This window comes from Marinitenerispora sediminis, assembly GCF_003336425.1.
GTDB classification, from domain to species: Bacteria; Actinomycetota; Actinomycetes; order Streptosporangiales; family Streptosporangiaceae; genus Marinitenerispora; species Marinitenerispora sediminis.
The window spans coordinates 12,221-39,082 of sequence record NZ_QEIO01000041.1 but is presented as its reverse complement, the minus strand read 5'-3'; the positions used below and the strand labels follow the sequence as shown (position 1 = coordinate 39,082).

Sequence of the window (26,862 nt, the reverse complement as noted above, 5' to 3'; positions counted from 1 at the left end):
CCCCGGGGCGGACCACCCCCGCTACGCCCCTACCCTGGTCGCAAGGCGGGACGGCGACGGGTGTGGAGGCGATCGTGGCGGAGTTCCGGATCTCGTCCGACGACGGGTTCGACCTGCGCAGACTCGCGACCGCGCTCGCCGAGTCGCAGGGCTGGGCGCGCGACCAGGTGGGGATCTGGGACAACCGGGACGGCAGCGTGATCGTGACCGTGCCGGACTCGCTGCTGCACCGCCCCGCACCCGACCCGCTCCAGCAGCCCGTGCACACCCGGAGCGACGTCCACAGCGCCTGCGAGCTGCTGCGGCAGCGCGACACCTCGCTGCGCGGCGTGGCGTTCACCGACCTGCGGGCGGAGGCGGCCCGGTTCTTCTCCGCCGGCTGGTCGACCGCCGACCTGCTGCACGCCCTCAGCCACCGCCCCGACGGCCAGCCCTGGCCCCGCGGCGAGGGCTACCAGGGAGTGGAGTGGCTGGAGCACCGCCTGCGCAACTGGAAGACCCCCACCGGTGACATCCGGCCGTCGGTGTCGCAGGAGACGGCCCAGCTGCGGATCGTGGGCCGCGCCGGCCTCCCCGAGGACCTGGGGCTTCCCGCCGACGAGGAACCGTCCCGGCGCCGCCAGGTCGCCCGCCCGGAGGCCGCCCGCGCCGCCGCCGACGACGCCCGCCGCCTCATGCGCGTGCAGGCCCGCACCACCAGCAACACGTTGGCGCACCGCGACCGCACCGCGTCGCACATCACCCGCCGCGACAGCTGAAGGCGGGCCGACCGGGCGGCGTCCGGTCCTGGCCCGCTCGGCACCGCGAGCGCCCGGTGCCGCCTCCGTCCAGACCCCTTCGCCCCGGCACTCCCCCGCACTGTGCCCCGGCCGCGCGGTGCGCGGGCGGCACGGCGCCGGGCGCCTCGCGCTCGACCGGGGCCGGCCCGGCGGCGAGCTGCGCCGGTCACGGAAAAGCATCTTTCCCACCACCTTCTTGACCATCGAGTGTGATGCACCTAACGTCCACAGTGATTAAAACGTTTTGAAGCACAGTGCCCGCAGCCGACCGCAAGGAGGCTCGTCATGGCCGACCCGTCGCCGCCGGTCCCCCCGCCACTGGCGCTCGTGGAGGTGGCGAAGTCCTTCGGAACCGTGCGCGCGCTGCGCGGCGTCTCCCTCCAGCTGCGCGCCGGCGAGGTCCACGCCCTCGTCGGTGAGAACGGCGCCGGCAAGTCGACGCTGGTGAAAACGATCGCCGGGGTGCACCGGCCCGACACCGGGCGGGTCGAGGTGGACGGCACACCGGTGGAGTTCGCCGGACCGGCCGACGCCCAGCGCGCCGGGGTGGCCGTCATCTACCAGGAACCGCTGCTGTTCCCGGACCTCTCGGTCGCCGAGAACATCTTCATGGGGCGCCAGCCCCTGCGCCGGTTCAGGCGGATCGACCGGTGGGCGCTGCGCGAGCGCACCCGCGCGCTCTTCACCCGGCTCGGTGTGCGGATCGATCCGGACCGCCCCGCGCGCGGCCTGTCCATCGCGGACCAGCAGCTCGTGGAGATCGCCAAGGCGCTCTCCCGCGACGCGCGCGTGCTCGTCATGGACGAGCCCACCGCCGCGCTGTCCGGGGTCGAGGTCCGCCGGCTGTTCGCCGTCGCCCGGTCGCTGCGCGACTCCGGCGCCGCGGTCCTGTTCATCTCGCACCGGTTCGACGAGGTCTTCGCGTTGTGCGACCGGATCACCGTGCTGCGCGACGGCGGCCACGTGTCCACCGACCCCGCGGCCGACCTCGACGCCGACACGCTGGTGCGCCGCATGGTCGGTCGCGACCTCGGCGACCTCTTCCCCCGGCGGACCACCGAGCCCGGCGACGTGCTGCTGGAGGTCGAGGGGCTGTCCCGGGCCGGCGTCTTCACCGGCATCGGTTTCTCCGTCCGCGCCGGCGAGATCGTCGCGCTGGCCGGTCTCGTGGGCGCGGGCCGCAGTGAGGTCGTCCGGGCCGTGTTCGGGGTCGACCGCTATGACACGGGTACCGTCCGGGTGGCGGGACGGCGGCTCCCGCGCGGCCGGCCGGCCGCCGCCATGGCCGCCGGGCTGGCGCTGGTCCCCGAGGACCGCCGCCAGCAGGGGCTGGTGATGGAGCTGTCCGTCCGGCGCAACGCCACGCTCACGCTGCGCCGCGCGCTCAGCCGGTACGGGCTGCTGCTCGGCTCGGCGGAGCGGGCCGCCGCACGCGAGTGGACAGAGCGGCTGCGGGTGAAGGCCGGCGCCCTGGACGACGCGGTGTCGACGCTCTCCGGCGGCAACCAGCAGAAGGTGGTGCTCGCCAAGTGGCTGGCCACCGGCCCGCGGGTCCTCATCGTCGACGAACCGACCCGCGGCATCGACGTCGGGACCAAGGCGGAGGTGCACCGGCTGCTCGCCGACCTCGCCGGGCGCGGCCTCGCCGTGCTCATGGTGTCCAGCGAACTCCCCGAGGTGCTGGGGATGGCCGACCGCGTCCTGGTGATGCACGAGGGCCGGCTGGCCGCCGAACTCCCGCGCGGCGCGGCCACCGAGGAATCCGTCCTGCGGGCGGCCACCGGCCGGGAAGCGGGGGTGGCGGCCTGATGTTGGAACCACGCCGCCAGGCGAGGGGCGGGCCGGGGTCCGCAGGGCGTGCGGTCGCGCGGACGCGCGGACCGGGCGCCGCCGCGCGGCCCCGCCGCCCGGGGACGCCGCGCACGGCCGGGAGCGGGGCGGCATGAGCGTCCGGACCGGCGGCCCCGAGGCCCCCGTACACCGCGCCCGGGGCGCACGCGCTGCCCGCCGGGCGCGCGGGATCCGCGAACTCGGGGTGCTGCTCGCGCTGGCCCTGCTCGTGGCGGGAACCGCGCTGGTCAACCCGGCCTTCCTGTCCGCGCAGAGCGTCCGCGACCTGCTGCTCGGCGCGACGCTGCTGTGCGTGCTCGCGGTCGGCCAGACCCTGGTGATCGTCACCCGCAACGTCGACCTGTCCGTGGGGTCGGTCCTCGGGCTGTCCGCGTTCGCCACCGGCTCCCTGTTCGTGACCTTCCCCGGGCTGCCGATCCCGGTCGCGGCGCTCGCGGGCGTGCTCGTGGGCGCGGGGTGCGGGCTCGTCAACGGCACGCTGGTGACGGTCGCCCGGGTGCCCGCCCTCGTGGTGACGCTGGGCACCCTGTACGTGTTCCGCGGCGTCGACCACTGGTGGGCGGCGGGCCGGCAGATCAACGCCGCCGACATGCCGCGGGAGTTCCTTGATCTGGGACGGCTCGGCCTGGCGGGGATCCCGCTACCCGCGCTGGTCGCCGCGGCGGTGGTGCTCGCGACCGGCTGGTACCTCGCCTCCTACCGCAGCGGGCGGGAGTTGTACGCCATCGGCTCCGATCCGGCCGCGGCCCGGCTGTCCGGCATCCCGGTGGACCGGCGGGTTCTCGCCGCGTTCGTCGTCAACGGCGCGCTCGCCGGGTTGGCCGGTGTGCTGTACGCGGCCCGGTTCGGCACGCTCGACGCCAACGCCGGCCTCGGCCTGGAGCTCCAGGTGGTGGCCGCCGCGGTGGTCGGCGGGGTCGCCATCTTCGGCGGCAGCGGCACGGTGTTCGGCGCGGCGGTGGGCGCGGTGCTGCTCACCACCATCGGTTCGGCGCTCGCGGTGCTGCGGGTCGATCCGTTCTGGCAGCAGGCCGTGGTCGGCCTGCTCATCCTGGTGGCGATCGGCATGGACCGGCTGCTGGCGGCCCGCTCGGCCCGGCGGCTGCGGGTGGCCGACGCCGTCGGCGGAGACGGCCGGCCCGGCCCTGCCGGCGGCCGCGGTGAGCAGCGAAGGAGCACCTCATGACGGAGCCCCACGTGTCGGCGCGGCCGGCCCCGCCGCCGGGCCCAGCCCGGCGCCCCGCCCTGCTGGCCGGTGTGCCGGCCCGCCGGGAGACGTCCGTGGCGGGTGCGCTGCTGGTCTCGGTGCTCGCCGCCTCGCTGCTGGTGGACGGGTTCGCCACCGGCCGCAACGCCGGATTCCTCATCCTGGACGTGGCGGCCGTCGCGCTGATCGCGCTGCCCATGACGCTGGTGATCGTGACCGGCGAGATCGACCTGTCCGTGGCGAGCACCCTCGGGCTGACCAGCGCCGTCCTGGGCCGGCTGTGGCTGGCGGGGCTGGCCCTGGAGCTGATCGTGCCGCTCTGCCTGCTGCTCGGCGCGCTGCTCGGCCTGATGAACGGCCTGCTGGTCACGGTGGCGCGGCTGCCGTCGCTGGCGGTGACCATCGGGACCATGGCGCTGTACCGCGGGCTCGCCTACGTGGTACTCGGCGACCGGGCGGTGGCCGACTTCCCGTTCTCATGGACGGGAGGCGCCGTCGCGGCGCTCCCGGGCACCCCGGTCCCCTGGGTGGCGCTGCTCATCGCGGGGCTCGCGGCGGCGTTCGGGGTGCTGCTGCACGCGACGGCGTTCGGACGCTCGCTGTTCGCGATCGGCAGCAACGCCGACGCGGCGGCGTTCGCCGGCATCCCGGTACTCCGCGCCAAGCTGTGGCTGTTCGTGGCGACCGGCGCCATGGCGGCCCTGGCCGGGGTGTTCTGGACCATGCAGTACGGCAGCGCCCGTGCCGACAACGCCACCGGGCTGGAGCTGTCGGTCGTGGCCGCCGTACTGCTCGGCGGAGTGTCGATCTTCGGCGGCGTCGGCGCGCTGCCCGGGGTGCTCGCGGGGGTCCTGCTGCTGGGCACGATCCGCAACGCGCTGCAGCTCGCCGACGTGCCCTCCGACACGCTCACGGTCGTCACCGGCCTGCTGCTGATCGTCTCCGTGGTGGTGCCCAACCTGCTCGCCCGCGCCCGGGAGCACCGGCGGCGGCGCCGTTCCGCGCCGGCCGGTCCCGGCTGACCCGTACCGCCGCCGTCCCCGCCCGACCCCGTTCACCCGACTCCCGGGAGGCTCCGATGCTCCGATCCCCCCACCGCGCCGGTCTCGCCGGTGCGCTGGCCGCGCTGCTGCTCGCCACCGCGTGCGGCGGCGGAACCACCCGCGAGAGCGCGGAGGAGGCCGGCGGGCCCGAGGCGACCGCCGTGGCCGACCCCGACGCCGAGATCCCCGAGGGCCTGCAGGTCGCGTTCCTGCCCAAGCAGCTGAACAACCCCTACTTCACGGTGGCCGACGCGGGCGGGGAGGAGGCCGTGGGCGAGTTCGGCGGCGAGTTCAAGGAGGTCGGCCCCTCGGAGGCCACCGCGTCCTCCCAGGTCAGCTACATCAACACGCTGAGCCAGCAGGACAACGACGTGATCGTGACGGCCGCCAACGACCCCAACGCCGTCTGCGGGGCGCTGAACCAGGCCCGCCAGGCGGGGGCGAGCGTGGTCACGTTCGACTCCGACACCGACCCGGAGTGCCGCGACGTGTTCGTCAACCAGGCGTCCGCGGCCGGCATCGCCGAGACCCTGGTGCGGCTGACGTCGGAGCGGATCGGCGGCAGCGGCCAGATCGCCATCCTGTCGGCGACGCCGAACGCCACGAACCAGAACGCCTGGATCGAGCTGATGGAGCGCGAGCTGGAGAAGGAGGAGTACGCCGGCATCGAGCTGGTGACCATCGCCTACGGCAACGACGACGACCAGAAGTCGTTCCAGGAGACTCAGGGCCTGCTGCGCTCCTACCCGGACCTGGCGGGCATCATCTCGCCGACGACGGTGGGCGTGGCGGCGGCGGCCCGCTACCTGAGCGGCTCGGAGTACCGGGGCGAGGTCGCCCTGACCGGGCTGGGCACGCCCAACCAGATGCGGGAGTTCGTCGAGGACGGCACCGTGGAGTCCTTCGCGCTGTGGAACCCGGCCGACCTCGGGTACCTCGCCGCGTGGGCCGGGGCGGCGCTGGCGGCCGGCCAGATCACCGGCGAGGCCGGGGAGACGTTCGAGGCCGGCCGGCTCGGCGAGTACGAGGTCGGGGCGGACGGCGAGGTGGTGCTCGGCCCGCCGACCGTGTTCACCGCCGACAACATCGACGACTTCGACTTCTAGGGGCGCCCGGTCCACCGGTCGGGGCCGCGGGGGCGGTCCCGGCCGGCGCGCGGCCGGGGACCACGACCCGCACCGGAAAACGCTTCCCAATTCCCTGCGGTCGGGCGGCGCCCGGGCCGACCACCATCGAGCGACCGAGAGGACGACCATGCAGCGCGTCTGCTTCCTGCTGCGCGTGCGGCAGGACCGGCTCGCGGAGTACCGCGAGCGGCACGCGGAGGTCTGGCCCGAGATGCGGGCCGCCCTGGCGGCGGCGGGATGGCGCAACTACTCGCTGTTCGCCCGCGACGACGGATCAGTGGTGGGCTACCTGGAGACGGACGACTTCGAGGCCGCACGCGCCGCCATGGCCCGCACCGGGGTGAACGCTCGCTGGCAGGCCGAGATGGCGCCGTTCTTCGAAGGCATCGACGGCCGGCCGGACGAGGCGATGGCCCCGCTACCCGAGATCTTCCACCTGGACTGAGCGGAGGGGCCGCGGGCCCCGGATCCCGCCCGCACGGCGCGGAGCCACCGAGAACGTTTTATCTCGGCCCCTCCCGAGCTCACGCCGTACCGGTCGCACCCAGCGGGCAGCAGCCGCCGAGCGCCCGGCAACGGGACCACCCCTTCACCCCTCCCCCCGCGAGTATTAAAACGTTAAAATCCTCGGTGCGGCGCACCGGCCACGAGATCAGGAGCCATCGCGACATGACCTTCAGCAGCGACGTGCGGGACGCGCTCATCCACCAGGAGATCGAACTGCCGTCGTGGGCCTTCGGCAACAGCGGCACCCGGTTCAAGGTCTTCGGCCAGCCCGGCGTCCCGCGCACCCCGGAGGAGAAGATCGCGGACGCCGCGCAGGTGCACCGCCACACCGGCATCGCCCCCAGCGTCGCGCTGCACATCCCCTGGGACCGGGTCGACGACTACGCGGCCCTCGCGCACCACGCCCGCGACCTCGGCGTCCGCATCGGAGCCATCAACGCCAACGTGTTCCAGGACGACGACTACCGGCTCGGCAGCGTCGCCAACCCCGATCCGGTCGTCCGCCGCAAGGCCCTGGACCACCTGCTGGAATGCGTCGACGTCATGGACGCCACCGGCTCCCGCGACCTCAAACTGTGGTTCGCCGACGGCACCAACTACCCGGGCCAGGACGACATCCGGGCCCGCCAGGACCGACTCGCCGAGGCGCTCGCCGCTGTCCGCGACCGCCTCGGCCCCGGGCAGCGGATCCTGCTGGAGTACAAGCTCTTCGAACCCGCCTTCTACACCACCGACGTGCCCGACTGGGGCACCGCCTACGCGCACTGCCTGCGGCTCGGCGAGCAGGCGCGGGTGGTGGTGGACACCGGGCACCACGCGCCGGGGACGAACATCGAGTTCATCGTGGCCTTCCTGCTGCGCGAGGGCCGCCTCGGCGGCTTCGACTTCAACTCGCGGTTCTACGCCGACGACGACCTCATGGTCGGCGCGGCCGACCCCTTCCAGCTGTTCCGCATCATGCACGAGGTGGTGCGCGGCGGCGGACTCGCGCCCGAGGCGGGGATCGCCTTCATGCTCGACCAGTGCCACAACATCGAGCCGAAGATCCCCGGCCAGATCCGCTCCGTGCTCAACGTGCAGGAGGCCACCGCCAAGGCGCTGCTGGTCGACGCGCACGCCCTGGCCGCCGCGCAGTCCGCCGGCGACGTGCTCGGCGCCAACGCGGTGCTCATGGACGCCTACCACACCGACGTCCGCCCGCTGCTGGCCGAACTCCGCGCCGACCGAGGGCTCGACCCCGATCCCATGGCCGCCTACGCCGCGTCCGGCCACGCCGAGAAGATCGCCGCCGAGCGCGTCGGCGGCCGGCCGGCCGGCTGGGGCGCCTGACCGGACCCGCGCGGCACCGCGACCGACGCCGACCACGAGGAAGACGCAGGAGACATGACCGACCAGACACACCCGGAGGTGGCCGCGCTGCTGGCGCGCTCGCACCGCCTCGGCGCCGACCCCCGCAGCACCAACTACGCGGGCGGCAACGCCTCGGCCAAGGGGACCGCGACCGACCCGGTGACCGGCGAACCCGTCGAGCTCATGTGGGTCAAGGGCTCCGGTGGCGACCTCGCGACGCTCACGGAGTCGGGCCTGGCCGTCCTTCGCCTGGACCGGCTGCGCGCGCTGACGGGGGTCTACCCCGGCGAGGAGCGCGAGGACGAGATGGTCGCCGCGTTCGACTACTGCGCGCACGGGAAGGGCGGAGCGGCGCCGTCGATCGACACCGCCATGCACGGCCTGGTCGGCGCCGCGCACGTGGACCACCTGCACCCCGACTCCGGCATCGCGCTGGCCTGCGCGGCCGACGGCGAGCGGCTGACCGCCGAGTGCTTCGGGGACCGCGTGGCGTGGGTGCCGTGGCGGCGGCCCGGTTTCCAGCTCGGCCTGGACATCGCGGCGATCAGGGCCGCGAACCCGCGGACGATCGGGGTGGTCCTCGGCGGGCACGGCATCACGGCGTGGGGCGACACCTCCGAGGAGTGCGAGGCCAACTCGCTGGAGATCATCCGCGCTGCGGAACGCTTCATCGAGGACCGGGCCGCGGCACGCGGATTCGGCGGTCCCGGCGACGCGTTCGGGCCGGTGGCGGCGGAACTCCGTCCGCTGCCCGAGGCCGAGCGGCACGCGCGCGCCGCCGCGCTGCTGCCGCTCGTGCGCGGCCTGGCCTCCACGGACCGTCCGCAGGTCGGCCACTACACCGACTCCCCGGTCGTGCTGGACTTCCTGTCCCGCGCCGGGCACCCGCGGCTGGCCGCGCTCGGGACCTCGTGCCCGGACCACTTCCTGCGCACCAAGGTGCGCCCGCTCGTGCTGGACGTCGCACCGGACGCCCCGCTGGCGGAGGCCGCCGCCCGGCTGCGCGAACTGCACGCCGCCTACCGGGCGGACTACCGGGCCTACTACGAGCGGCACGCCGCCGCCGACTCCCCCGCGATGCGCGGCGCCGACCCGGCGATCGTGCTGGTCCCCGGGGTGGGGATGTTCTCCTTCGGGCGCGACAAGCAGACGGCGCGGGTCGCCGGCGAGTTCTACGTGAACGCGATCAACGTGATGCGCGGCGCGGAGACCGTCTCCCGCTACTCCCCCATCCCCGAGTCGGAGAAGTTCCGGATCGAGTACTGGGCGCTGGAGGAGGCCAAACTGGCCCGGATGCCGGCGCCGCGCCCGCTCGCGACACGGGTGGCGTTCGTGACCGGCGGCGGCTCCGGTATCGGCCGCGCCATCGCGCTGCGGCTGGCCGCCGAGGGCGCCTGCGTGGTGGTGGCCGACCGCGACGGCGGCGCGGCCGAGCGGGTGGCCGCGGAGATCGGCTCGGCGGACGCGGCCGTGCCGGTGACCGCGGACGTCACCGACGAGGAGCAGATCGCGGCGGCGCTGCGCACGGCGGTGCTCGCCTACGGCGGGGTCGACCTCGTGGTGAACAATGCCGGGCTGTCGTTGTCCCGCTCCCTGCTGGAGACCTCCGCGGCGGACTGGGACCTCCAGCACCGGGTCATGGCACGCGGCTCCTTCCTGGTGGCGCGCGAGGCCGCGCGGGTGCTCGTCGAGCAGGGCATGGGCGGCGACATCGTCTACATCTCCAGCAAGAACAGCGTGTTCGCCGGGCCGAACAACGTCGCCTACGGCGCGGCCAAGGCCGACCAGGCGCACCAGGTCCGGCTGCTGGCCGCGGAGCTCGGCGCGCACGGCATCCGGGTGAACGGCGTCAACCCGGACGGGGTGGTCCGGGGGTCGGGCATCTTCGCCGGCGGCTGGGGGGCGCAGCGCGCCGCGGTGTACGGCGTGCCGGAGGAGAAGCTCGGCGAGTACTACGCCCAGCGCACGCTGCTCAAGCGCGAGGTGCTGCCCGAGCATGTCGCCAACGCGGTCTTCGCGCTGACGTCCGGGGAGCTCAGCCACACCACCGGCCTGCACATCCCGGTGGACGCCGGGGTCGCGGCGGCGTTCCTGCGGTAGCGCGGTGGACGTGTCCGGCCGAAGGCCCCCGGCGGTTCCTCCCGCTGCCCGGAACCGGGCCGCCCGCGCCGGCAGCCCCCGGTCCTGCGCCGGGCAGGCGGCGCGGGCGCGCGGACCGGCCGTGCGCCGACCGACGGGCCCGCACCGGGGAGGGAGACCGCCGGCTCGGGGCGCTCTGGCGCGAGCCAGGCCGGTGCCGCGTCTTCTCCAGCGCCGGAAAGGAGCGGAGCACTCCGTGAGCGTGTCCGGGGGCTCCGGGCAGCACCGCGCCCCGGACCCGCGCCTCTCCCGAGATCGGCGCCGCGCGTACCTGCCCCGCGCCGCGTACCGCCGCCGACCCGCGTGTACCGCACGGTCTCGCCGCGCGCCGGTCCCCCTCGCCCCTGCCGGGCCCCGGCGCCGGGGCCCGGGGCCGGACCCGCGGTGCGGACCGGTGGCGGACCGCGCGCCGCGGGTACCGCCCCGCTCCGGCGGTGCCGGCAGCGCCTCCGCACGCACGTCGCTGGAGGGGCGGGGAGCAGTTCCGCACCGGGCGCCCGGCCACGGAGCCCGCACGCGCCTGCGGACCGGCCGCATTGTCCCCCGCGCGTCCCGAGGAGCTGCCACGGCCGCGCCCGCTCCGCCCGGCGCGGGCGCGGTGCGCGCCCGAGGCGGCCACTGGGACATCCGCGCCCGCCCTTCCCGGGTGCCGCCGGGCATCGAGGCGCCCGCAGCGGTGTCCGAGCCACTTCCCCTGCCCCGTCCCGCCCCGGCTCCGGACGGCGGATCCCCGAGAAGGAGCACCTGTATGGCTGACGAGCTGACCTTCGCCGCCGTCGACCTCGGCGCGTCCAGCGGCCGGGTGGTCGTGGGCCGGGTCGGCCCCGGTGTGCTGCGGCTGACCGAGGCGCACCGGTTCCGCAACGAGCCGGTGCGGCTGCCGGACGGGCTGCACTGGGACGTCACCGGCCTGTACCGGGAGGTGCTGCACGGCCTGAGCGCGGCGGCGCCGGCCGGGCCGGTGTCGATCGGCGTGGACTCCTGGGCGGTCGACTACGGCCTGCTGGACGCCTCCGGCGCCCTGCTGGGCGTGCCCTACCACTACCGCGACTCCCGGACCGACGCGGTGGCGCCGCGGGTGGTGGCCGAGGCCGGTGCCGACGCGCTGTACGCGGCGAACGGTCTGCAGTACCTGCCGTTCAACACGATCTTCCAGCTCGCCGCGGCGGCCGGCACCGCGCAGCTGGCCGCCGCTCGGACGCTGCTGCTCATCCCCGACCTCCTCGGCTACTGGCTCACCGGCGAACGCGGCGCGGAGCTGACGAACGCCTCCACCACCGGCCTGCTGGACGCCGGAACCCGGACCTGGTCGCCGGAGCTGGCGGCGGTCGCCGGGATCGACCCGGCTCTGCTGCCCGCGATCCGCGAGCCCGGCTCGGCGGTCGGCCCGCTGCTGCCCGAGGTCGCCGCCGAGACCGGGCTGGCCGGGGTGTCGGTGACGGCCGTGGCCTCGCACGACACCGCCTCCGCGGTGATCGGCGTGCCGGCCAGCTCGCCGGACTTCGGCTACATCTCGTGCGGCACCTGGTCGCTGGCGGGCCTGGAGCTGCCGCGTCCGGTGCGCACGGCCGCCGCGCGCGCCGCCAACTTCACCAACGAGCTGGGGATCGACGGCAGCACCCGCTTCCTGCGCAACACCATGGGCCTGTGGCTGGTGCAGGAGACGCTGCGCGCCTGGCGGCTGGACACCGACGCGCTGCGCGGCCTGCTGGGGGAGGCCGCCCGGGCCGAGCCGTTCACCGCGCTGATCGACCCCGACGACGGCCGGTTCCTGCCGCCCGGCGACATGCCGGCCCGGATCTCGGCGTTCTGCCGCGAGACCGGGCAGCCGGCGCCGGAATCGCGCGGCGCGCTGCTGCGGTGCGTTCTGGAGAGCCTGGCACTGGCGCACCGGCGCACCATCCGGACCGCCGCCGCGCTGGCCGACCGCGACGTGCGGGAGGTGCACCTGGTCGGCGGCGGCGCGCGCAACGAGCTGCTCTGCCAGCTCACCGCCGACGCCCTGGACCTGCCGGTGCTCGCCGGCCCGGTGGAGGCCACCGCGATCGGCAACGTGCTGGTGCAGGCGCGCACGGCGGGCGCGGTACCCGACCTCGCCGCGATGCGGGCCCTGACCGCCGCCACCCAGCCGCTGCGGCGCTACACACCGTCCGGCGACCGCCGATCCTGGGAGTCGGCGGCAGCCCGGCTGGAGCGCGGCGGCGGACCAGTCGGCGGCTGAGCCCGTCCCCGGGCCCGGCCGTCCGGCGGCCGCACTCAGTGGCCGGACGCGGACGCGCCCCCGCGGCGCGGCCCCGGGCCGACCTCCGGTGCTGCCGTGCGCCGGGGGCCGGCCCGGGGCCGCGCGGACACGCCGTGCCCGCTCCCCCGGCCGGGCCTGTGGGCGCGGCTCCACTCCGCCCGGTGAAGCGCCACCGCGGACGGGGGCCACGACGATCGGCGGCCGCGACGGGCACGGCGGTCCGCGTCCACCCGCTGTGCTCCTGGCGCACCGTCCCCAACGGCGTGCTCGCCCCGCGCGGCCCGGAACCACCGGTGACCAGCGTGCACCTGCCCCGCCCGCGTCGGCGAGCCGACCGCGCGCGGCCCGCTCACCCGCTGTCCGGACCGGGTCCGGACCCGGGCGGTGTTCGCTGGACCGCTCAGGGGGGTCACTCCGGGCGTCCGGGCCTCATCTCCGCCTCCACAACAGGTGCGCCGGGTCGTCCGGGTGGCGCGGCTCGGGGGCGGTGCTGTGCGGATGGGCCCCCGGGTAGGCGCGCGGGCCGCAGCGGTGCCACTGCCGCAGGAAGGAGTCCACGAAGCGGGCGGCGCGGTCGAGGACCTCCGGGGTGGTGCGTTCGCGAGGTTCGGCCAGCCGGCGGCGGGCCATCGAGGCCAGAGAGTCGGCGGTCTCGTTCAGCAGGTCGCCGGAGTGGCCGCGTACCGGAGCGACCACGATGCCGGGGCGCGACGCCATCTCGCGTGCCAGCCGGACCAGGCTCGGCGCGCGGTGGGAGCCGCGCGGGGCCGTGTCGTAGCCCGGTGGCAGCCGTCCCGTCTCCCCCCGCTGCCACAGCAGCAGGTGGCGCCGGGCGGCCGCGGAGTCGACCAGCAGGGTCAGCGACGCCTCCGGGGCGATCACGTCGAGCAGGAGCAGCACCGCCCGCAGCTCCTGCACGAGCACGCGGGAGGGCCCGCTGGGGTCGCGGTGCGTCGCGCGCCAGGCCCGCAGCCCCCATCTGCCGTGGGAGGTCACGTAGCCCATGCCGGCGCAGCGGCCCTTCACGCTGGCGTCGGTGGCGGCGACGATCGGCGCGGCCGCCGCCCAGCCCGGCAGCTGGCCGTGGTAGCCGCCGAGGATGGTGGTGGTCCGCCGGGCGGCGATGCCCGCGTTGCGCCGTTCCGCCTCGGTGAGCATGTGCTCGGCGGCGGCGTGGTCGCCGGCGTGCGCCGCGTCGAAGGCCAGTGCCACCGCCTCGGCGACCGCCCGGCGGCGGGGTGCGCCGCGCGCATAGACCACGTAGCGGCGCAGTGCCCTGGCACGTTCGGCCAGCTCGCGGGGGAGCCGCTCGGCGCACGCGTCGAACTCGGCCGGACTCACTGCGGCATCACCGCTCTCCGCGTTCGATGATTTGCCGGTTTCCGGGGGTAATCGGGATGTATACGCCGCGTGTCGGTACTCGGCAAGCCCTGTGCCGGTATCGGCCGAATGAACTGCTCTCATCGGGTATCCCGGCGATGGGGAATCGACGGGACGAAGGTCGGAGGCAGCAGTGGTGCGGGAGGCTCGGATACCGGACGGCGCGGGTACGGGAGGCGGCCGCCCGCGCCGGTGGAGGTGGCCGGTGCGGCGCGACGCGGTGCCGCTCGTTCTGATTCTGAAGAGCGCGCTGGCGGCCTGCCTGGCGTGGGTGGTCGCCGACGAGGTGCTGGGCGCGACGTCGCCGGCCTTCGCGCCCTTCTCCGCGGTGCTGATGATGCAGGTGACCGTCTACCAGTCGGTCTGGCAGGCGCTGCGCTACCTGCTCGCGGTGACGCTGGGCGTCCTGGTCCAGGCGGTCCTGGGCTTCCTGCTCGGCGCGCACCTGTGGACGTTCGCCCTGGTGGCTCTTGCCGCACTCGGCGTCAGCCGCTGGCGCGCCCTGGGCGCGCAGGGCGCCCAGGTGGCCACCGCCGCGTTCTTCGCCTACTCGTCGTTCGTCTCCGCCGCCGCGTCCGACGCCCGGCTGGTCGAACTCGGGGAGATCCTGCTGCTGGTGGTGGTCGGCAGCGCCTTCGGGGTGGCCGTCAATCTGCTGCTCCTCCCGCCGCTGCGGCTGCGCGACGCCCGCTACGGCACGCGGGTGCTGGCTGACGGGATCTCGGAGTTGGCCGGCGACATGGCGGCGGTGCTGCGGGAGGGGCCGGTGGACGCCGAGCGGACGGACGCCTGGCGGTACCGCGCGCGTCAGCTGGAGGAGACGGTGCCGCAGGCGCGCGCCGCGGTGGACCGCGCGTGGGAGAGCATCCACTACAACCCGCGGCGGCTGCTGTGGCGGCGGTCCGGACCGGCCCTCCCCGGCCACCGCGGTGTCGTCGAGGCGCTCGGCCGCGCGTCGGAGCAGCTGCTGTCGATCACCCGCGACCTACGTCCTGGGGCCGGCGGGGACCGCCTGGGGCCGGAGTTCCGCACCGGCTACGGCGACTTCCTCGCGGCCGCCGCCGAGGCGGCCCGTCAGCTCGGTACCTCGGACGGCGGCGCGGCCGGTCCGCACCCTCCGCTGGAGTCGGTCGAGGAGCACTGCGACCGCCTGCGCGCGGCCGCGGACACCACCCCGCCGGCGGCTCCGGGCGACTTCCCCGCGCATGCCGTCCTCCTGGTGGACGCGGACCGGCTGCTGGAGGAGCTGCGGCACGCCCGCGACGCGCTCCCGGCGGCGGGAGACGGGTGAGGGCGACCGCGCACGGCGGCCGGCGCTAGCCGCTCAGTCCGCCGCCGGCGCGGCCGGGCCGGCCGTCCCCCAGGGCTCGGTCAGGGCGGGCACCAGCTCGTCCAGGCACTCGCCGATGGTGGACCGCAGATCGGCGGCACCCCGGCAGCCGCGCTGGTGGCACACGACGTGCGCCACGTGCGAGACGCTGCCGAACGCCGCCGCGACCAGCCGCGGCCGCAGATCGGTGGCAGGGTCGACTCCGGTGCGGCGGGCGATGAGTTCGACCAGCCGGTCCTGGTGCTCACTGAGGCGGCGCAGATGCGCGGCGAGCAGCGGCGGGCAGTCCTCCAGGAGGCGCAGGACCAGCAGCTGGGTCTGCGTGGTGCGCTCGTCCAGCTCCGCCCAGGTGTCGCGGAGCGCGTTGCTGAGCGCCTCGATCGGCGGCTCCTCAAGGGGGCGCGCCGCCAGTTTCGCGAGGAACTTCTCCTCGATGTGCTCCTGGACGGCGAGGACCGCGTCCTCTTTGCTGGCGAAGTACCGGAAGAACGTGCGCTGGGAGACCTCGACGTCGGCCGCGATCTCCTCCGTCGTCGTCGCGGCGAACCCGTGCTCGGTGAACCGCCGCAGGGCGGCGTCGACCAGCGCGTCGCGGGTGCGGGCCTTCTTCCGTTCGCGCAGCCCGAGCGGTCCGTCGTGCGCCGTCGAAGGTGCCATGTTCCCTCCACACGGTCGCCGGTTGCCGCGGTGGTATCGGAGGATACACCGCATGCAATGAACGTCATATATTGCCATTTGTCAGTCACTGACATGATGGGCGGGATCCGCGGCGCCGGGGTGACGCACGCGGCAGCTTCGACAGGGGGTTTCATGACAACCACCGCCTCCGCTCCGGCGGCGGTCACATCCGGGGTCCGCGGCGGGCCATGGGCGACACTCGTGGCCATCGCCTTCGGCGTGATCATGGTGGCGCTGGACGGGACCATCGTCGCCGTGGCCAACCCGGCCATCGGCGCCGACCTCCAGACGTCGCTGGCCGAACTCCAGTGGGTGACGCACGGCTACCTGCTCGGGCTGGCCGTGTTCCTGATCACCGCCGGCAAGCTGGGCGACCGGTTCGGCTACCGGCGGATGTACATGGTCGGCATCATCGGGTTCGTGGTCGTCTCCGTCGCCATCGCGCTGTCCTCGGGGGTCGTGGCGCTGGTGGCGTTCCGGATCGCCCAGGGCGTGTTCGGCGCGATCATCTCCCCCGCCGCCATGGGCCTGCTGCGGGCGGCCTTCCCGCCGCACCGGCTCAGCCAGGCGTTCGGGGTGTTCGGCGGCATGCTCGGCGCGGCCAGCGCGGGCGGGCCGATCATCGGCGGCATGCTGGTCAGCTCGTTCGGCTGGCAGTCGGTGTTCTACATCAACGTCCCGGTCGGCGTGGTCGCGGTGCTCCTCGGCGTGTGGCTGCTGGCGCCGAACCGGGCCGCCGACCCGGGGTCCCGCTTCGACCTCGTGGGCGTCGGCCTGCTCTCGGTGGCGATGTTCGCGCTGGTGTGGGCGCTGGTGGAGGCTCCGGTGGTGGGCTGGACCGCCCCGGTGACGCTCGGGTCGGCGGCCGTCGCGCTGGCCGTCGGGACGCTGTTCGTGCTGTGGGAGCGCCGGGTCGTCGACCCACTGCTGCCGCTCGGCATCTTCCGTTCGGCGTCCGTCTCGATCGGGGTCGTGCTGATGATCCTCGTCGCGCTGGGCCTGATCGGGTCGCTGTTCTTCATCACCTTCTACCTCCAGGGCGTACACGGCTACTCCCCGCTGGTGGCGGGGATGGTGACGCTGCCCATGAGCATCACCATGGCGATCGGCTCGCCGCTGGGCGGCCGGATCATCGACCGGGTGGGCACCCGCGTCCCGGTCGCCGTCGGGCTGCTGGCGGCGGCGCTCGCGCTGTTCGGGCTGTCCCTGCTGCGGCCGGACTCCGGCGTCGCGTTCATGGGCATCTGGTTCGTGCTGCTGGGCGGCGGGCTCAGCGTGGTCATGACCGGCGCGACGGCGGCCATCATCGGCAACGCGCCCGTGCGCTACGCGGGCGTCGCCTCCGGTGTCCAGCAGTCGGCCATGCAGCTGGGCGGCTCGCTCGGCACCGCGGCGCTCGGCGCGGTGCTGTCCGCGGCGATCGTCTCCTCGCTGCCGCGGCACTTCGCCGCCGCGGGGCTGCCGGAGATCGGCGCCGAGGAGGCCACCGCCATGGCGAGCGTGGTCTCGCAGGGCGGCGCGGCCGTCCCCGAGGGGGCCGCGCCCGACGTCGCCGCGGCCATCACGCAGGCCAGCCACCTCGCCTTCATGGACGGGATGCACCTGGCGTTCGGCATCGCCTCGGTGGTGATGGTGGCGGCCGCGCTGCTGTCGCTGCTGATGAAGCCGGCGCCGCGCGGCGGCGAGGCGGTCGTGCACATCTGAGCGCGCCCCCGGTGCGCCGGCGTCCGACGCCGGCGCACCGGAGCCGCCGTCCCGCGCCGCCGGCGGCCCCGGGCAGGCGGCCCGCGCCGGTACCGCACCAGGTGCCAAAGAATCGCCATCCGCCGTTTGCCTCCGGCGCGGCCGGTCAGGTGCAACCGTGACATCCGCTCATGTGGCGGCCGCGAGTCGGGCCGAGGAGAGGCGTGCCCGCCTGGCCGCGGCGTCACCCGGCACGGTGAAATGAGGGCGGCATCATGGCCGAGGCGCGTCGCGAATCCGGCGTCAGCAACGACAAGGACCGGCAGCTCGATCCCATGCGGACCGACTCCGACCGGCAACTCACCACCAACACCGGCGTCAGGGTCGACGACACCGACAACTCCTTGAGTGTCGGAGACCGCGGGCCGACGCTCATGGAGGACTTCCACTTCCGGGAGAAGATCACCCACTTCGACCACGAGCGCATCCCGGAGCGGGTGGTGCACGCGCGCGGCGCCGGCGCCTACGGCTACTTCCACCCCTACGAGTCGATGAGCCGCTACACCAGGGCCGCGTTCCTGAGCGACCCGGCCGAGCACACCCCGGTGTTCGTACGGTTCTCCACGGTGGCGGGCTCGCGCGGTTCCGCCGACACGGTGCGCGACGTGCGGGGCTTCGCCACCAAGTTCTACACGCGCGAGGGGAACTTCGACCTCGTCGGCAACAACATGCCGGTGTTCTTCATCCAGGACGGGATCAAGTTCCCCGACTTCGTGCACGCGGTGAAACCGGAGCCGCACAATGAGATCCCGCAGGCGCAGTCGGCGCACGACACCCTGTGGGACTTCGTCGGCCTGCAGCCCGAGACCACGCACATGATGATGTGGCTGATGTCGGACCGGGCGATCCCGCGCAGCTTCCGCATGATGCAGGGCTTCGGCGTGCACACGTTCCGGCTGGTCAACGAGCACGGCCAGGGGACGTTCGTGAAGTTCCACTGGAAGCCGCTGCTCGGCACGCACTCGCTGGTCTGGGACGAGTGCCAGAAGATCGCCGGCAAGGACCCGGACTACAACCGGCGGGACCTGTGGGAGGCGATCGAGCGCGGGCAGTACCCGGAGTGGGAGCTGGGGTTCCAGCTGGTCCCGGAGTCCGACGAGCACAGCTTCGACTTCGACCTGCTCGACCCCACCAAGATCATCCCGGAGGAGCTGGTACCGGTCACCCCGGTCGGCCGCCTGGTGCTGAACCGCAACCCGGACAACTTCTTCGCCGAGACCGAGCAGATCGCGTTCCACACCGCGAACGTGGTGCCGGGGATCGACTTCACGAACGACCCGCTGCTCCAGGCGCGCAACTTCTCCTACCTCGACACCCAGCTCATCCGGCTGGGCGGGCCGAACTTCCAGCAGATCCCGGTGAACCGGCCGGTCGCCGAGGTGCACAACAACCAGCGGGACGGCTTCGGCCAGCAGCGCGTGCACCGCGGCCAGACCAGCTACTTCCCGAACTCGCTGGGCGGCGGGTGCCCGTACCTGGCGTCGGTCGAGGAGGGCGCCTACCAGCACTACCAGGAGCGCGTCGACGGCGCGAAGATCCGGCGGCGCAGCCCGAGCTTCGCCGACCACTACTCCCAGGCCACGCTGTTCTACAACAGCATGTCGCCGTGGGAGAAGCAGCACCTGACGGCGGCGTTCCGGTTCGAGCTGGGCAAGTGCGAGCACATGCACGTGCGCGAGCGGGTGGTGCACAACCTCAACCACGTGGACCACACGCTGGCCCGCGAGGTGGCCACCGGGATCGGGGTGCAGCCGCCCGTGGAGGAGGCGGTCCCCAACCACGGCCGCTCCTCTCCCGCGCTCAGCCAGGCCAACACCGCGATGGACTCGATCTTCAGTCGGCAGATCGCGGTCCTGGTGGCCGACGGCGTGGTGGCCGGACCGGTGCTGGAGCTCCGCCAGGCGCTGGAGAAGGAGGGCGCGCTCGTCGAGCTGCTGGCCCCGACCGACGGCAGCGTACGCGGCGTCGACGGCGACACCGTGGAGGTGGACCGCGCCCTCACCACAATGGCGTCGGTGCTCTACGACGCCGTGGTGGTGCCGGGCGGGGTGAACAGCGTCGAGACGCTGCTCGGCGACGGCTACGCCGTGCACTTCGTGACCGAGGCGTTCAAGCACGCGAAGCCGGTGGCGGGCATCGGCGAGGGCGTCGACCTGCTGGCCCGTCTGCCGCTCCCGGGCGTGCGGTTGGCGGACGGCACGAACGGCGTGGTCAGCGACCGGGGCGTGGTCAGCACCCGCGGCGGCGCCTCCGACGCCTTCAACCGGGAGTTCACCGACCTGCTCGCCCACCACCGGGTGTGGGACCGGGAGACGGACGCCGTGCCGGCGTGACGGTGCGGCCTGTCGCCGCCGAGCCGGGCCGGGGCCGTACCGGCGGTCCCGGCCCGGTCTCGTCCCGCGGCCGCGACACCCGGGGACGCCTCCGCGCCGGGCGGCCGCCCGCAGCGGCATCGAAGCCCGGCGGAGATCCGGAGCGCACCGCCTTCCGCGCGGCGGCCGGGGGCGGCGTCCCCCGCGGCCGGGTTCCCGGAGCCGGTCAGCCGCCCCCGTTCTCCTCCTCGCCGCCGCCCGCTCCGGCCTCCTTCGCCCGGCGCACCCGCTCCTCCTCCTGCCGGGCCAGTTCCGCGTCGCGGCGGGCCCCCGGGTCCCAACCGGGTTCGACGAGCCGCTTCTGCACGAGGACCGCCAGGCCGAACACCACCGCGCCCACCAGGAGCGCGAGGAGCACCCCGAGCACTCCGCCGGGGCGGACCGCGTAGCCGACGAGGATGCCGTACCACCCGAAGTCGGTGTCGCCGAAGGTCGTGTTCGCGTGGCGGTAGCGGCCCAGGACGTCGAGCAGCAGGGCCGGCAGGAACGTGATGAGGACGCCGTTGGCGAACCCGCCGCACACGGCGCCGCGGCGGCCGCCGGTGGCGTTGCCGTAGACCCCGGCCGCCCCGCCGGTGAAGAACTGCGGGAGCAGGCCGGGCAGCACCACGGCCACGCCGACCGCGGGATCGAGCAGCACGACCACCACCGCCAGGCTCACCAGCCCGCCGGTGAGGCTGGCCAGGAAGCCCACCAGCACCGCGTTCTGCCCGAACGGGAAGACGATCGGCGCGTCCAGCGCCGGCACCGCCCCCGGGACGATCCGGTTGGCGATGCCCTGGAATGCGGGGATGAGCTCGCCGAGGATGGTCCGCACCCCGTAGAGGATCACCGCGACGCTCACACCGAACAGCAGCCCCTGCATCGCCGCCTGCATGAAGAAGTGCCCGAGCGTCGGCTCGGCGCCGTGCAGCGGCGGGAACAGCGCCCGCGCGGCCGCGCCGCCCTCCCGCCACAGGTACGCCGCACCCACCAGCGGGTAGATCACCGCCATCGACAGGCCGATGGACACCATCGGATCGCGCAGGAAGCGCAGGCCCTCGGGCACCCGCAGGTCCTCCGTGCTGGCGCCCCTCCGGCCGACGATCTGGCCGACCACCCCGGCCGTGATGTAGCCGAGGCTGCCGAAGTGGCCGATCGCGATCTTGCCGTCGCCACCGACCCGGCGGGTCCACGGCTGGGCGAGCGCCGGCATGGACACGAACATCACCGCGAGCAGGACGGCACCGAGCGGCACCGTGGCGGCCGGCGGCAGCCCGGCAGCGGCGATCACCATGGTGACCAGCGTCGACATCCACAGGATGTGGTGGCCGGTGAGGAAGACGTAGCGCAGCGGTGAGAAGCGCGCCAGCAGCAGGCTGAGGACGAAGCCGCAGATCATCACCCACGGCACCTGGGCTCCGAACTCCGCCTGGGCGAGGGCGACGATCGCCTCGTTGTTCGGCACCACGCCGTGCGCCCCGGTGACGCCGCTGATCATGGTGCCGAGCGGCTTCAGCGAGATGGTGACCAGCATCCCGCCGACCTCGATGAGCAGGAAGCCCAGCGCGGCCTTCACCGCACCACCGATGACCTGCGGGACGGAGCGGCGCAGCGCGACCAATCCGACGGCGGTGATCAGCCCCACCAGGTAGGCCGGGACCGTGAGCACCTCATCGACGAGGAACTCCACGACCGTGAGTACGCGCTCCATGTACCGCCTCGATGTCCCGTTCGCTGTCGCGGGGAGGTCACGCTCGCAGCACCACTATCCAGAGACGGTGATGGTAATGCCGACGCCGCCGCCAAGGGTTGACCAGCGCCGACGTCCGCGAGCCGCGGCCGCTGTCCGTGCCGGGATGGCCCGGTGGCCGGCGAGCCGCGGCCGCGAGGCCCGCGCCGCGTGAGTCACCGCGGACGGCCTCTTCGGCCGGGCGCCGCCCGGGCGCGGCCCGGCCGGAGCGGTGTCCACGGCGCATCGGGACCAACGGGCGCCCCGCGGGCCCCCGGCCGCCGTCCCGTCGGCCTCGGTGCCCCTCCGGCTGGCGGGCGGCCCGGTCGTCGGCACCGGAGGCGGTTGGCTCGCCGCCGCGCGGCCCGGTCGACACCGCACGGGAACGCGGTCCCCGGGTCCCCGCAGCACTCCGCGGCGGGACGGCGGCGCCCCACACCCGCCGGGCGGCTGCGCTCCCGCCGGAGCCCGCCCCCATCGGAGCGCTCCCTCCGGGCCCGGGTGCCGCCGCGGACGCGCCCCCGCACACCCCGGTGGGCTGGCCGCGGACGCCGTGCGCCGCCGTGCACAAAAGCGCGTGCGACCGCCGCCCGGGCCACCGCAGCCCATGGGGCGGCGCCGAACCGGGCCTGCGCCGGCGCTCGGACAGACCCGCTGGCGCGACCGGCCAGCCCCGGAGGTCGGAAGCGGCACCGGTCCGGTCGGTGTCCCCCCTTCCCCCGGCGGGCCGCAGCCCCCACGCAGTCCCGGCCGGTGCCGCGTCCCGGCCCGATCGGAAATCCGAAAACCCCCTCCACAGCCGCGCCCTCCGTCCCTTAGCCTCGGATCGCCGCTCCGGCCGGAAAATGCTTCCCCCGGAGCGTTTCCCCTGCTCGCGCTACGGAGGTTCGGTGCCCCGCGACGAACGCACCCTGGTACGTCCCGGCACGGTGGAGCGGCGGGCCCGGCTCGCCGTCGCCGGTCTGTTCTTCGCCAACGGATTCACCTACGCCAATCTGGTGCCGTGGCTTCCGACGATCAAGGACCGGCTGGACCTGTCCAACGCCGCGCTGGGCAGCGCGATCGCGGTGATGCCGCTGGGCGCGCTGCTGCTCGGCATGCTGGCGGGGCCGCTGATCGCGCGGCTCGGCAGCGGGCGCTCCGCGGTCATCACCAGCATCGCGGCCTGCTGGGTCCTGCCGCTGATCGCGCTCGCCCCCAACTGGCTCGGCTTGGCCGCGGCGCTGTTCTGCCTGGGCGCGCTGGACGCCTGGACCGACTCCGCCATGAACGCGCACGGGCTGCGGGTGCAGCGCCGCTACGGCCGGTCGATCATCAACGCGTTCCACGCTCTGTGGAGCCTGAGCGCCGTGAGCGGCGGCCTCATCGGTGCCGCCATGGCGGGCCTGGGGGCGCCGATCGCGGCGCACCTGACCGGGGTGGCGGTGCTGCTGACGGCGGTGGGACTCATCGCCGGCCGGTTCCTGCTCGCCGGCCCCGACCACAGCGAGCGGGCGGACGGCTCCGAGCACACGAGCCGGGCCGACATCGCGCGGGTGCTGCGCGGCGCCGCCGGAGTGCTGCTGGCGCTCGGCGTGCTGCTGATGCTGGCCGGCGCCGTCGAGGACTCCGCCGCGTCGTGGGGCGCCGTCTTCGCCCGGGACGAGTTGGCGGCGTCCGCGTTCCTCGCCGGCCTGCCGTTCGTGGCGTGCCAGGCGCTGATGACGCTCGGGCGGCTCACCGGTGACCGGCTCACGGACCGGTTCGGCGCCGTGGCCGTGACCCGCACCGGCGCGCTGGTGGCCGCCGCGGGCATGGGGGCCGCCGTCCTGCTCCCGATGCCGGCCACGGCGATCCTCGGGTTCGGGCTGGCCGGGTTCGGGGTCGCGACGCTGTTCCCGCTCGGCCTAGCCGCGGCGGGCAACGTCCCCGGGGTACGCAGCGGCGACGGAGTGACCATCGTCGCGTGGCTGGCCCGCGCCGGGTTCCTGTGCTTCCCGCCGCTGGTGGGGGTCATCGCCGACGCGAGTTCGCTCCGGGTCGGGCTGGCGCTCATTCCGGCGGCCGCTCTGGTGGCCGCCGTGCTGGTGAGGTCGCTGCGGCCCCGGACCGCGGCCGCCGCGGGCGACGAGGCGCGGGCGTAGCCCCGGTGCGGCGCCGGGCCGGGCCGGCGGCCCCGCACCGGCGGCCCGGCCGGTTCCTCAGATGCCGATCTCGCCGGCGAGCTTGTCCCGGATCTCGTCCTCGTCGACGAAGTTGTCGATGACGAGCACCGGGATGCCGACGTCGCCGATCTCCTCGGCGATGGCCGCGGAGGTGAGCACGATGTCGGCGCTCGCCGCGGCGCCGCGCGCCGTCCCGATGTCGGCCACCTCCACGTCGGCGCCGATGCCCAGCCGCTGGATGGCCTGCTCGGCGTTGATCTTGAGGATGACGCTGGTGCCGATGCCCATGGCGCACACCGCGAGGATCTTCATCGGTCCGCCTCGTCGTGCTTGGCCAGCAGGGCGCGGATCTCCTCCGGCCCGCTCGCGGCGCGCAGCACGCGCAGCAGGTCGCGCTCGGCGAGCAGGTGCGAGATCCGCGCCAGGACGGCGGAGTGGCCGTCGTGGTCGACCGCGGCCAGGCCCACCACCAGTTCGACGGGGTCGTTGTCGGGGTGGCCGAACTCCACCGGGGTGGCCAGGCCGGCCCAGGACAGCGCGGTCCGCAGCACGACGTGCGACGGGCGGGCGTGCGCCAGGGCGATACCGGGCGCGATGACGATGTAGGGGCCGTGCTGCTCCACGGCGGCGCGCATCTGCTCGGTGTAGGCGTCGGTCGTCGCCCCCGCCGCGACCAGGAGCTCACCGGCCGCCCTGATGGCGGCGCGCCAGTCGTCGACCTGGATGCCGGTGACGATCGCCTCGACGGCGAGCAGCCGTGTGATCGCCGGTTCCGCCATTGGTCTCCTCCCGCAGCCGCACCCGACCGCCGCCGGCCGCGATGCCCCGGACGCCGGAGTCGGCTCCCCCCAACGCTAGGTGGGATTCGCACGGAAGTAACGCACATCGTGCGATGTGTCGCAGGGGCCCGCCTGCCCGGTGGAACGTGCCCGTACCGGGCGGGCGCGCCGGCCTCGGCGGGCGGGCCTCTTCGCCGCGTCCGGCCGCGGTCCGCCGCCGCGGTCCCCGTGCGCACCGCCGCAAACCCGTTGCCGGGCACGGCCGCGCCCGCCATGATGGCGGACGCCGGTGCCGCCGCGACCGCGTCCCGGCGTGCCGAGGGCGGACATACGGGAGGCAACGGTGCCGCGGCGCAATCTGATCTTCGACGCCGACGACACGTTGTGGGAGAACAACGTGCTGTTCGAACGGGCGAAGGACGTGTTCGTCCGGCACCTCGCGCATCCGACGCTGTCGCGCGCGCGGGTGCTGGCCGCGCTGGACGACGTCCAGCGGGAGACCATCACGACCCACGGCTACGGCGTGGACTCGTTCGCGCACAGCCTGGCGGTCTGCCTGACCCGGCTGCGCCCCGGGGCGCCCCTCTCCGACCCCGACCGCGCGGCGCTGCGCGCGGCCTGCGCCCCGATCCGGACCCCCGCGCCGGAGATCATCAAGGGCGTACCGGAGACGCTGCGGGCCCTGGCCGACCGGCACGCGCTCTTCCTGCTGACCAAGGGGAACCGGGCGGAGCAGCAGGCGAAGATCGAGGCGTCGGGCCTGGCTCCGGTGTTCGCCGGAATCGGCATCGTCCCGGAGAAGGACCCGGCCGCCTACCAGGAGTTCTGCTCGCGGCACGGCCTGGACCCGCTCGACACCTGGATGATCGGAAACTCGCCCCGTTCGGACGTGCGTCCGGCCCTGACCGCCGGCCTCGGCGCGGTGCTGGTCCCGCACCCGATGACGTGGTCGCTGGAGCACGCCGAGGTGCCCGACGGCCATGAGCGGTTCCGCACGGTCGACCCGTTCACGCGGCTGGCCGAGGTGTTCGGCTGAGGCGGACCGGCGGCCGGCCGCCCCCTGCCGGTGCTCGACGGGGGAGGCGGTCCGCACGCGGTCCGGTGGCGGGGCGCCGCCGTGCGGCTCGGGGGCCCGGCGCGGTGTGCGCCTGGTGGCCGTCCCGCCTCCTCCGAGGTGTTCAGCGGAGGGTGACCACCGTCCGGGTGACCACCGTGCTCTTGGGGCGCGGCAGCCCCCGCTTCCCCGTGTTGGAGTCGATGAGGAACGCCGTGCTGTGCTCGACCGTCAGCCGGTACGGCCCCGCGTGGCGTTCCCTGAGCCGCTGCTCCAGGCCGGCGGCGGCCGACGCGGCGCCCGCGTCGGTGAGCGTGAGCGCCGCCGCCAGCGCTCCCAGAGCGATCCGCAGTCCGCTGCGCACGTTCCCCCCCTCGCACCACCCGAAGGTGATGGTCTGCGACGATTCTGTCACCATACGTCACGGTCTCCGGCCACTCGCGGCTGCCGGGCGGGTGCACGCCGATCAGTGCGGTGACGTGGGTCACGACGGAGGGTGGTCGCGGGCCCACCGGGCCTCGCAGAAGCAGTACAGCCCGTACACGCACACGCCGGCGGCGACCGCGACGAGCAGCCACGGCCCGGCCGGGGTCTCGGCCAGCGCGCGCAACGCGCCGTCCAGGCCCTGGGCGCGGTCGGGGTGGTAGCTCCACGCCGCCCAGCCCACGAGCACGCCCGCGGCGACGATGACCACGGCCCGGGCCAGGCTCCCGGTCACTCCGAGCGCCACGACCGCGCGGCGGACTCCCGGCGGCATGTCGCCGGTGCGCAGCTCCCGCTCGAACCCGCGGGACACGCCCCACCAGGCGGCGTAGCAGCCGGCCCCCACCAGCACCAGTGCGGCGGCCCCGACGAGGAGCTGCCCGCCCGGCAGCGCCATCACGCGGGCGGTGAGCGCGACGGACTGCTCGTCCTGCGACACCGAGCGCCGCACCCCCAGCAGGAAGCCGGTGGTCGACCCGCACAGCACCGCGTACCCGGCGCCGCGCGCCACCGCACCGAGCCGCTCGCCGGTCCAGCGACCGCCGTGGTAGGGGCCGCCGAGCAGCCCCAGGGCGAGTTCCCGGACCGCGAGGCCGCCCAGCCCGGCCGCCGCGGCGGCCAGCGCCGCGAGCCCCACGGGGTTCTGCGCGACCAGCCGCAGGGCGCCCATGTTGTCCGCCTCCCGGCCGTCGCCGTTGCCGAACGCGATCTGCAGCGCGATCCAGCCGATCACCAGGTACAGCACCCCCTTGGCGGCCAGCCCGCCGCGCGCGACGGACCGCAGCCACCGGCTGCCGGCCGCACGCCGGCCGGTCCACCGCGCCTCCCGCCCCGTGCGCCGGACGAGGTGCTCCGTCCGGCCGCCGCCTGACCGTGCCATACGGTCTCCCTTCCCGCACGCGGGCCGGTCGAACGGGGAGCCGGGTGGGCGGCGCGCCGCCGC

Annotated in this window: 21 protein-coding genes; 14 read left to right on the top strand and 7 right to left on the bottom strand. The window is 74.9% G+C overall.

The genetic code is table 11. From position 1 onward, the window contains the following. Nucleotides 1-74: 74 nt before the first annotated feature. The 9 genes from DEF28_RS10450 to DEF28_RS10410 all read left to right on the top strand — a co-directional run bounded on the left by DEF28_RS10450 (nucleotide 75) and on the right by DEF28_RS10410 (nucleotide 12,224). Nucleotides 75-758 (top strand): hypothetical protein, encoded by a 684-nt coding sequence (locus DEF28_RS10450; RefSeq protein ID WP_114397921.1) that lies wholly within the window; start codon nucleotides 75-77, stop codon nucleotides 756-758. 306 nt (nucleotides 759-1,064) lie between these two features. Beyond that, entirely contained in the window at nucleotides 1,065-2,588 is a 1,524-nt protein-coding gene (locus DEF28_RS10445) for a sugar ABC transporter ATP-binding protein (RefSeq protein ID WP_114397913.1), read from the top strand. Nucleotides 2,589-2,721: 133 nt separating this feature from the next. Then, entirely contained in the window at nucleotides 2,722-3,816 is a 1,095-nt protein-coding gene (locus tag DEF28_RS10440; RefSeq protein ID WP_114397912.1) for an ABC transporter permease, read from the top strand. Continuing rightward, nucleotides 3,813-4,859, top strand: coding sequence for an ABC transporter permease (locus DEF28_RS10435; RefSeq protein WP_114397911.1), 1,047 nt, complete (start codon nucleotides 3,813-3,815; stop codon nucleotides 4,857-4,859). Before DEF28_RS10440 ends, DEF28_RS10435 begins: the two co-directional genes overlap by 4 nt. Nucleotides 4,860-4,915: 56 nt before the next feature. Beyond that, the gene (rhaS, locus tag DEF28_RS10430; protein WP_114397910.1) at nucleotides 4,916-5,986 is read left to right on the top strand and encodes a rhamnose ABC transporter substrate-binding protein; all 1,071 of its coding nucleotides are present in this window, start codon (nucleotides 4,916-4,918) and stop codon (nucleotides 5,984-5,986) included. A 148-nt stretch (nucleotides 5,987-6,134) separates the two neighbouring features. Beyond that, complete coding sequence (locus DEF28_RS10425; protein ID WP_114397909.1) at nucleotides 6,135-6,452, top strand: L-rhamnose mutarotase; 318 nt, start codon at nucleotides 6,135-6,137, stop codon at nucleotides 6,450-6,452. A 224-nt stretch (nucleotides 6,453-6,676) separates the two neighbouring features. After that, entirely contained in the window at nucleotides 6,677-7,843 is a 1,167-nt protein-coding gene (rhaI, locus tag DEF28_RS10420) for an L-rhamnose isomerase (RefSeq protein ID WP_114397908.1), read from the top strand. 54 nt (nucleotides 7,844-7,897) lie between these two features. Then, nucleotides 7,898-9,964 carry a bifunctional aldolase/short-chain dehydrogenase gene (locus DEF28_RS10415; protein WP_114397907.1) on the top strand — a complete coding sequence of 689 codons (2,067 nt, stop codon included), beginning with the start codon at nucleotides 7,898-7,900 and terminating at the stop codon, nucleotides 9,962-9,964. 787 nt (nucleotides 9,965-10,751) lie between these two features. Beyond that, nucleotides 10,752-12,224, top strand: a complete 1,473-nt coding sequence (locus DEF28_RS10410; RefSeq protein WP_114397906.1) for a rhamnulokinase — start codon at nucleotides 10,752-10,754, stop codon at nucleotides 12,222-12,224. A gap of 450 nt (nucleotides 12,225-12,674) precedes the next feature. Here DEF28_RS10410 and DEF28_RS10405 read toward each other — a convergent pair whose 3' ends face one another. Next, nucleotides 12,675-13,586 (bottom strand): hypothetical protein, encoded by a 912-nt coding sequence (locus DEF28_RS10405; RefSeq protein ID WP_114397905.1) that lies wholly within the window; start codon nucleotides 13,584-13,586, stop codon nucleotides 12,675-12,677. 244 nt (nucleotides 13,587-13,830) lie between these two features. Between DEF28_RS10405 and DEF28_RS10400 the strand changes: the two genes are divergently transcribed. Beyond that, nucleotides 13,831-14,916: an FUSC family protein gene (locus DEF28_RS10400; RefSeq protein WP_114397904.1), complete on the top strand. Its 1,086-nt coding sequence runs from the start codon at nucleotides 13,831-13,833 to the stop codon at nucleotides 14,914-14,916. A 33-nt stretch (nucleotides 14,917-14,949) separates the two neighbouring features. Here DEF28_RS10400 and DEF28_RS10395 read toward each other — a convergent pair whose 3' ends face one another. Continuing rightward, entirely contained in the window at nucleotides 14,950-15,612 is a 663-nt protein-coding gene (locus DEF28_RS10395) for a TetR/AcrR family transcriptional regulator (protein ID WP_114397903.1), read from the bottom strand. A 153-nt stretch (nucleotides 15,613-15,765) separates the two neighbouring features. Here DEF28_RS10395 and DEF28_RS10390 point away from each other — a divergent pair, with 153 nt between their 5' ends. Together DEF28_RS10390 and DEF28_RS10385 are read left to right on the top strand one after the other, a co-directional pair. Continuing rightward, nucleotides 15,766-17,337, top strand: a complete 1,572-nt coding sequence (locus tag DEF28_RS10390) for an MFS transporter (RefSeq protein ID WP_114397902.1) — start codon at nucleotides 15,766-15,768, stop codon at nucleotides 17,335-17,337. Nucleotides 17,338-17,591: 254 nt separating this feature from the next. Then, a complete protein-coding gene (locus DEF28_RS10385) occupies nucleotides 17,592-19,709 on the top strand; it encodes a catalase (RefSeq protein WP_114397901.1) in 2,118 nt (705 codons plus the stop codon). A gap of 205 nt (nucleotides 19,710-19,914) precedes the next feature. On the opposite strand, the gene DEF28_RS10380 is transcribed toward DEF28_RS10385, so the two are convergent. Further along, the gene (locus DEF28_RS10380) at nucleotides 19,915-21,441 is read right to left on the bottom strand and encodes a PTS ascorbate transporter subunit IIC (RefSeq protein WP_114433205.1); all 1,527 of its coding nucleotides are present in this window, start codon (nucleotides 21,439-21,441) and stop codon (nucleotides 19,915-19,917) included. Between the two features lie 908 nt (nucleotides 21,442-22,349). Here DEF28_RS10380 and DEF28_RS10375 point away from each other — a divergent pair. Continuing rightward, nucleotides 22,350-23,582: an MFS transporter gene (locus tag DEF28_RS10375; RefSeq protein ID WP_114397900.1), complete on the top strand. Its 1,233-nt coding sequence runs from the start codon at nucleotides 22,350-22,352 to the stop codon at nucleotides 23,580-23,582. A gap of 57 nt (nucleotides 23,583-23,639) precedes the next feature. On the opposite strand, the gene DEF28_RS10370 is transcribed toward DEF28_RS10375, so the two are convergent. Next, a complete protein-coding gene (locus DEF28_RS10370) occupies nucleotides 23,640-23,915 on the bottom strand; it encodes a PTS sugar transporter subunit IIB (RefSeq protein ID WP_114397899.1) in 276 nt (91 codons plus the stop codon). Further along, nucleotides 23,912-24,382, bottom strand: a complete 471-nt coding sequence (locus tag DEF28_RS10365) for a PTS sugar transporter subunit IIA (RefSeq protein ID WP_114397898.1) — start codon at nucleotides 24,380-24,382, stop codon at nucleotides 23,912-23,914. Before DEF28_RS10365 ends, DEF28_RS10370 begins: the two co-directional genes overlap by 4 nt. A gap of 343 nt (nucleotides 24,383-24,725) precedes the next feature. Here DEF28_RS10365 and DEF28_RS10360 point away from each other — a divergent pair, with 343 nt between their 5' ends. Continuing rightward, nucleotides 24,726-25,418, top strand: coding sequence for an HAD family hydrolase (locus DEF28_RS10360; RefSeq protein WP_114397897.1), 693 nt, complete (start codon nucleotides 24,726-24,728; stop codon nucleotides 25,416-25,418). A gap of 142 nt (nucleotides 25,419-25,560) precedes the next feature. Here DEF28_RS10360 and DEF28_RS10355 read toward each other — a convergent pair whose 3' ends face one another. Next, a complete protein-coding gene (locus DEF28_RS10355; RefSeq protein ID WP_114397896.1) occupies nucleotides 25,561-25,854 on the bottom strand; it encodes a hypothetical protein in 294 nt (97 codons plus the stop codon). A gap of 66 nt (nucleotides 25,855-25,920) precedes the next feature. After that, nucleotides 25,921-26,799, bottom strand: coding sequence for a DUF1206 domain-containing protein (locus DEF28_RS10350; RefSeq protein ID WP_114397895.1), 879 nt, complete (start codon nucleotides 26,797-26,799; stop codon nucleotides 25,921-25,923). Nucleotides 26,800-26,862: the final 63 nt, after the last annotated feature.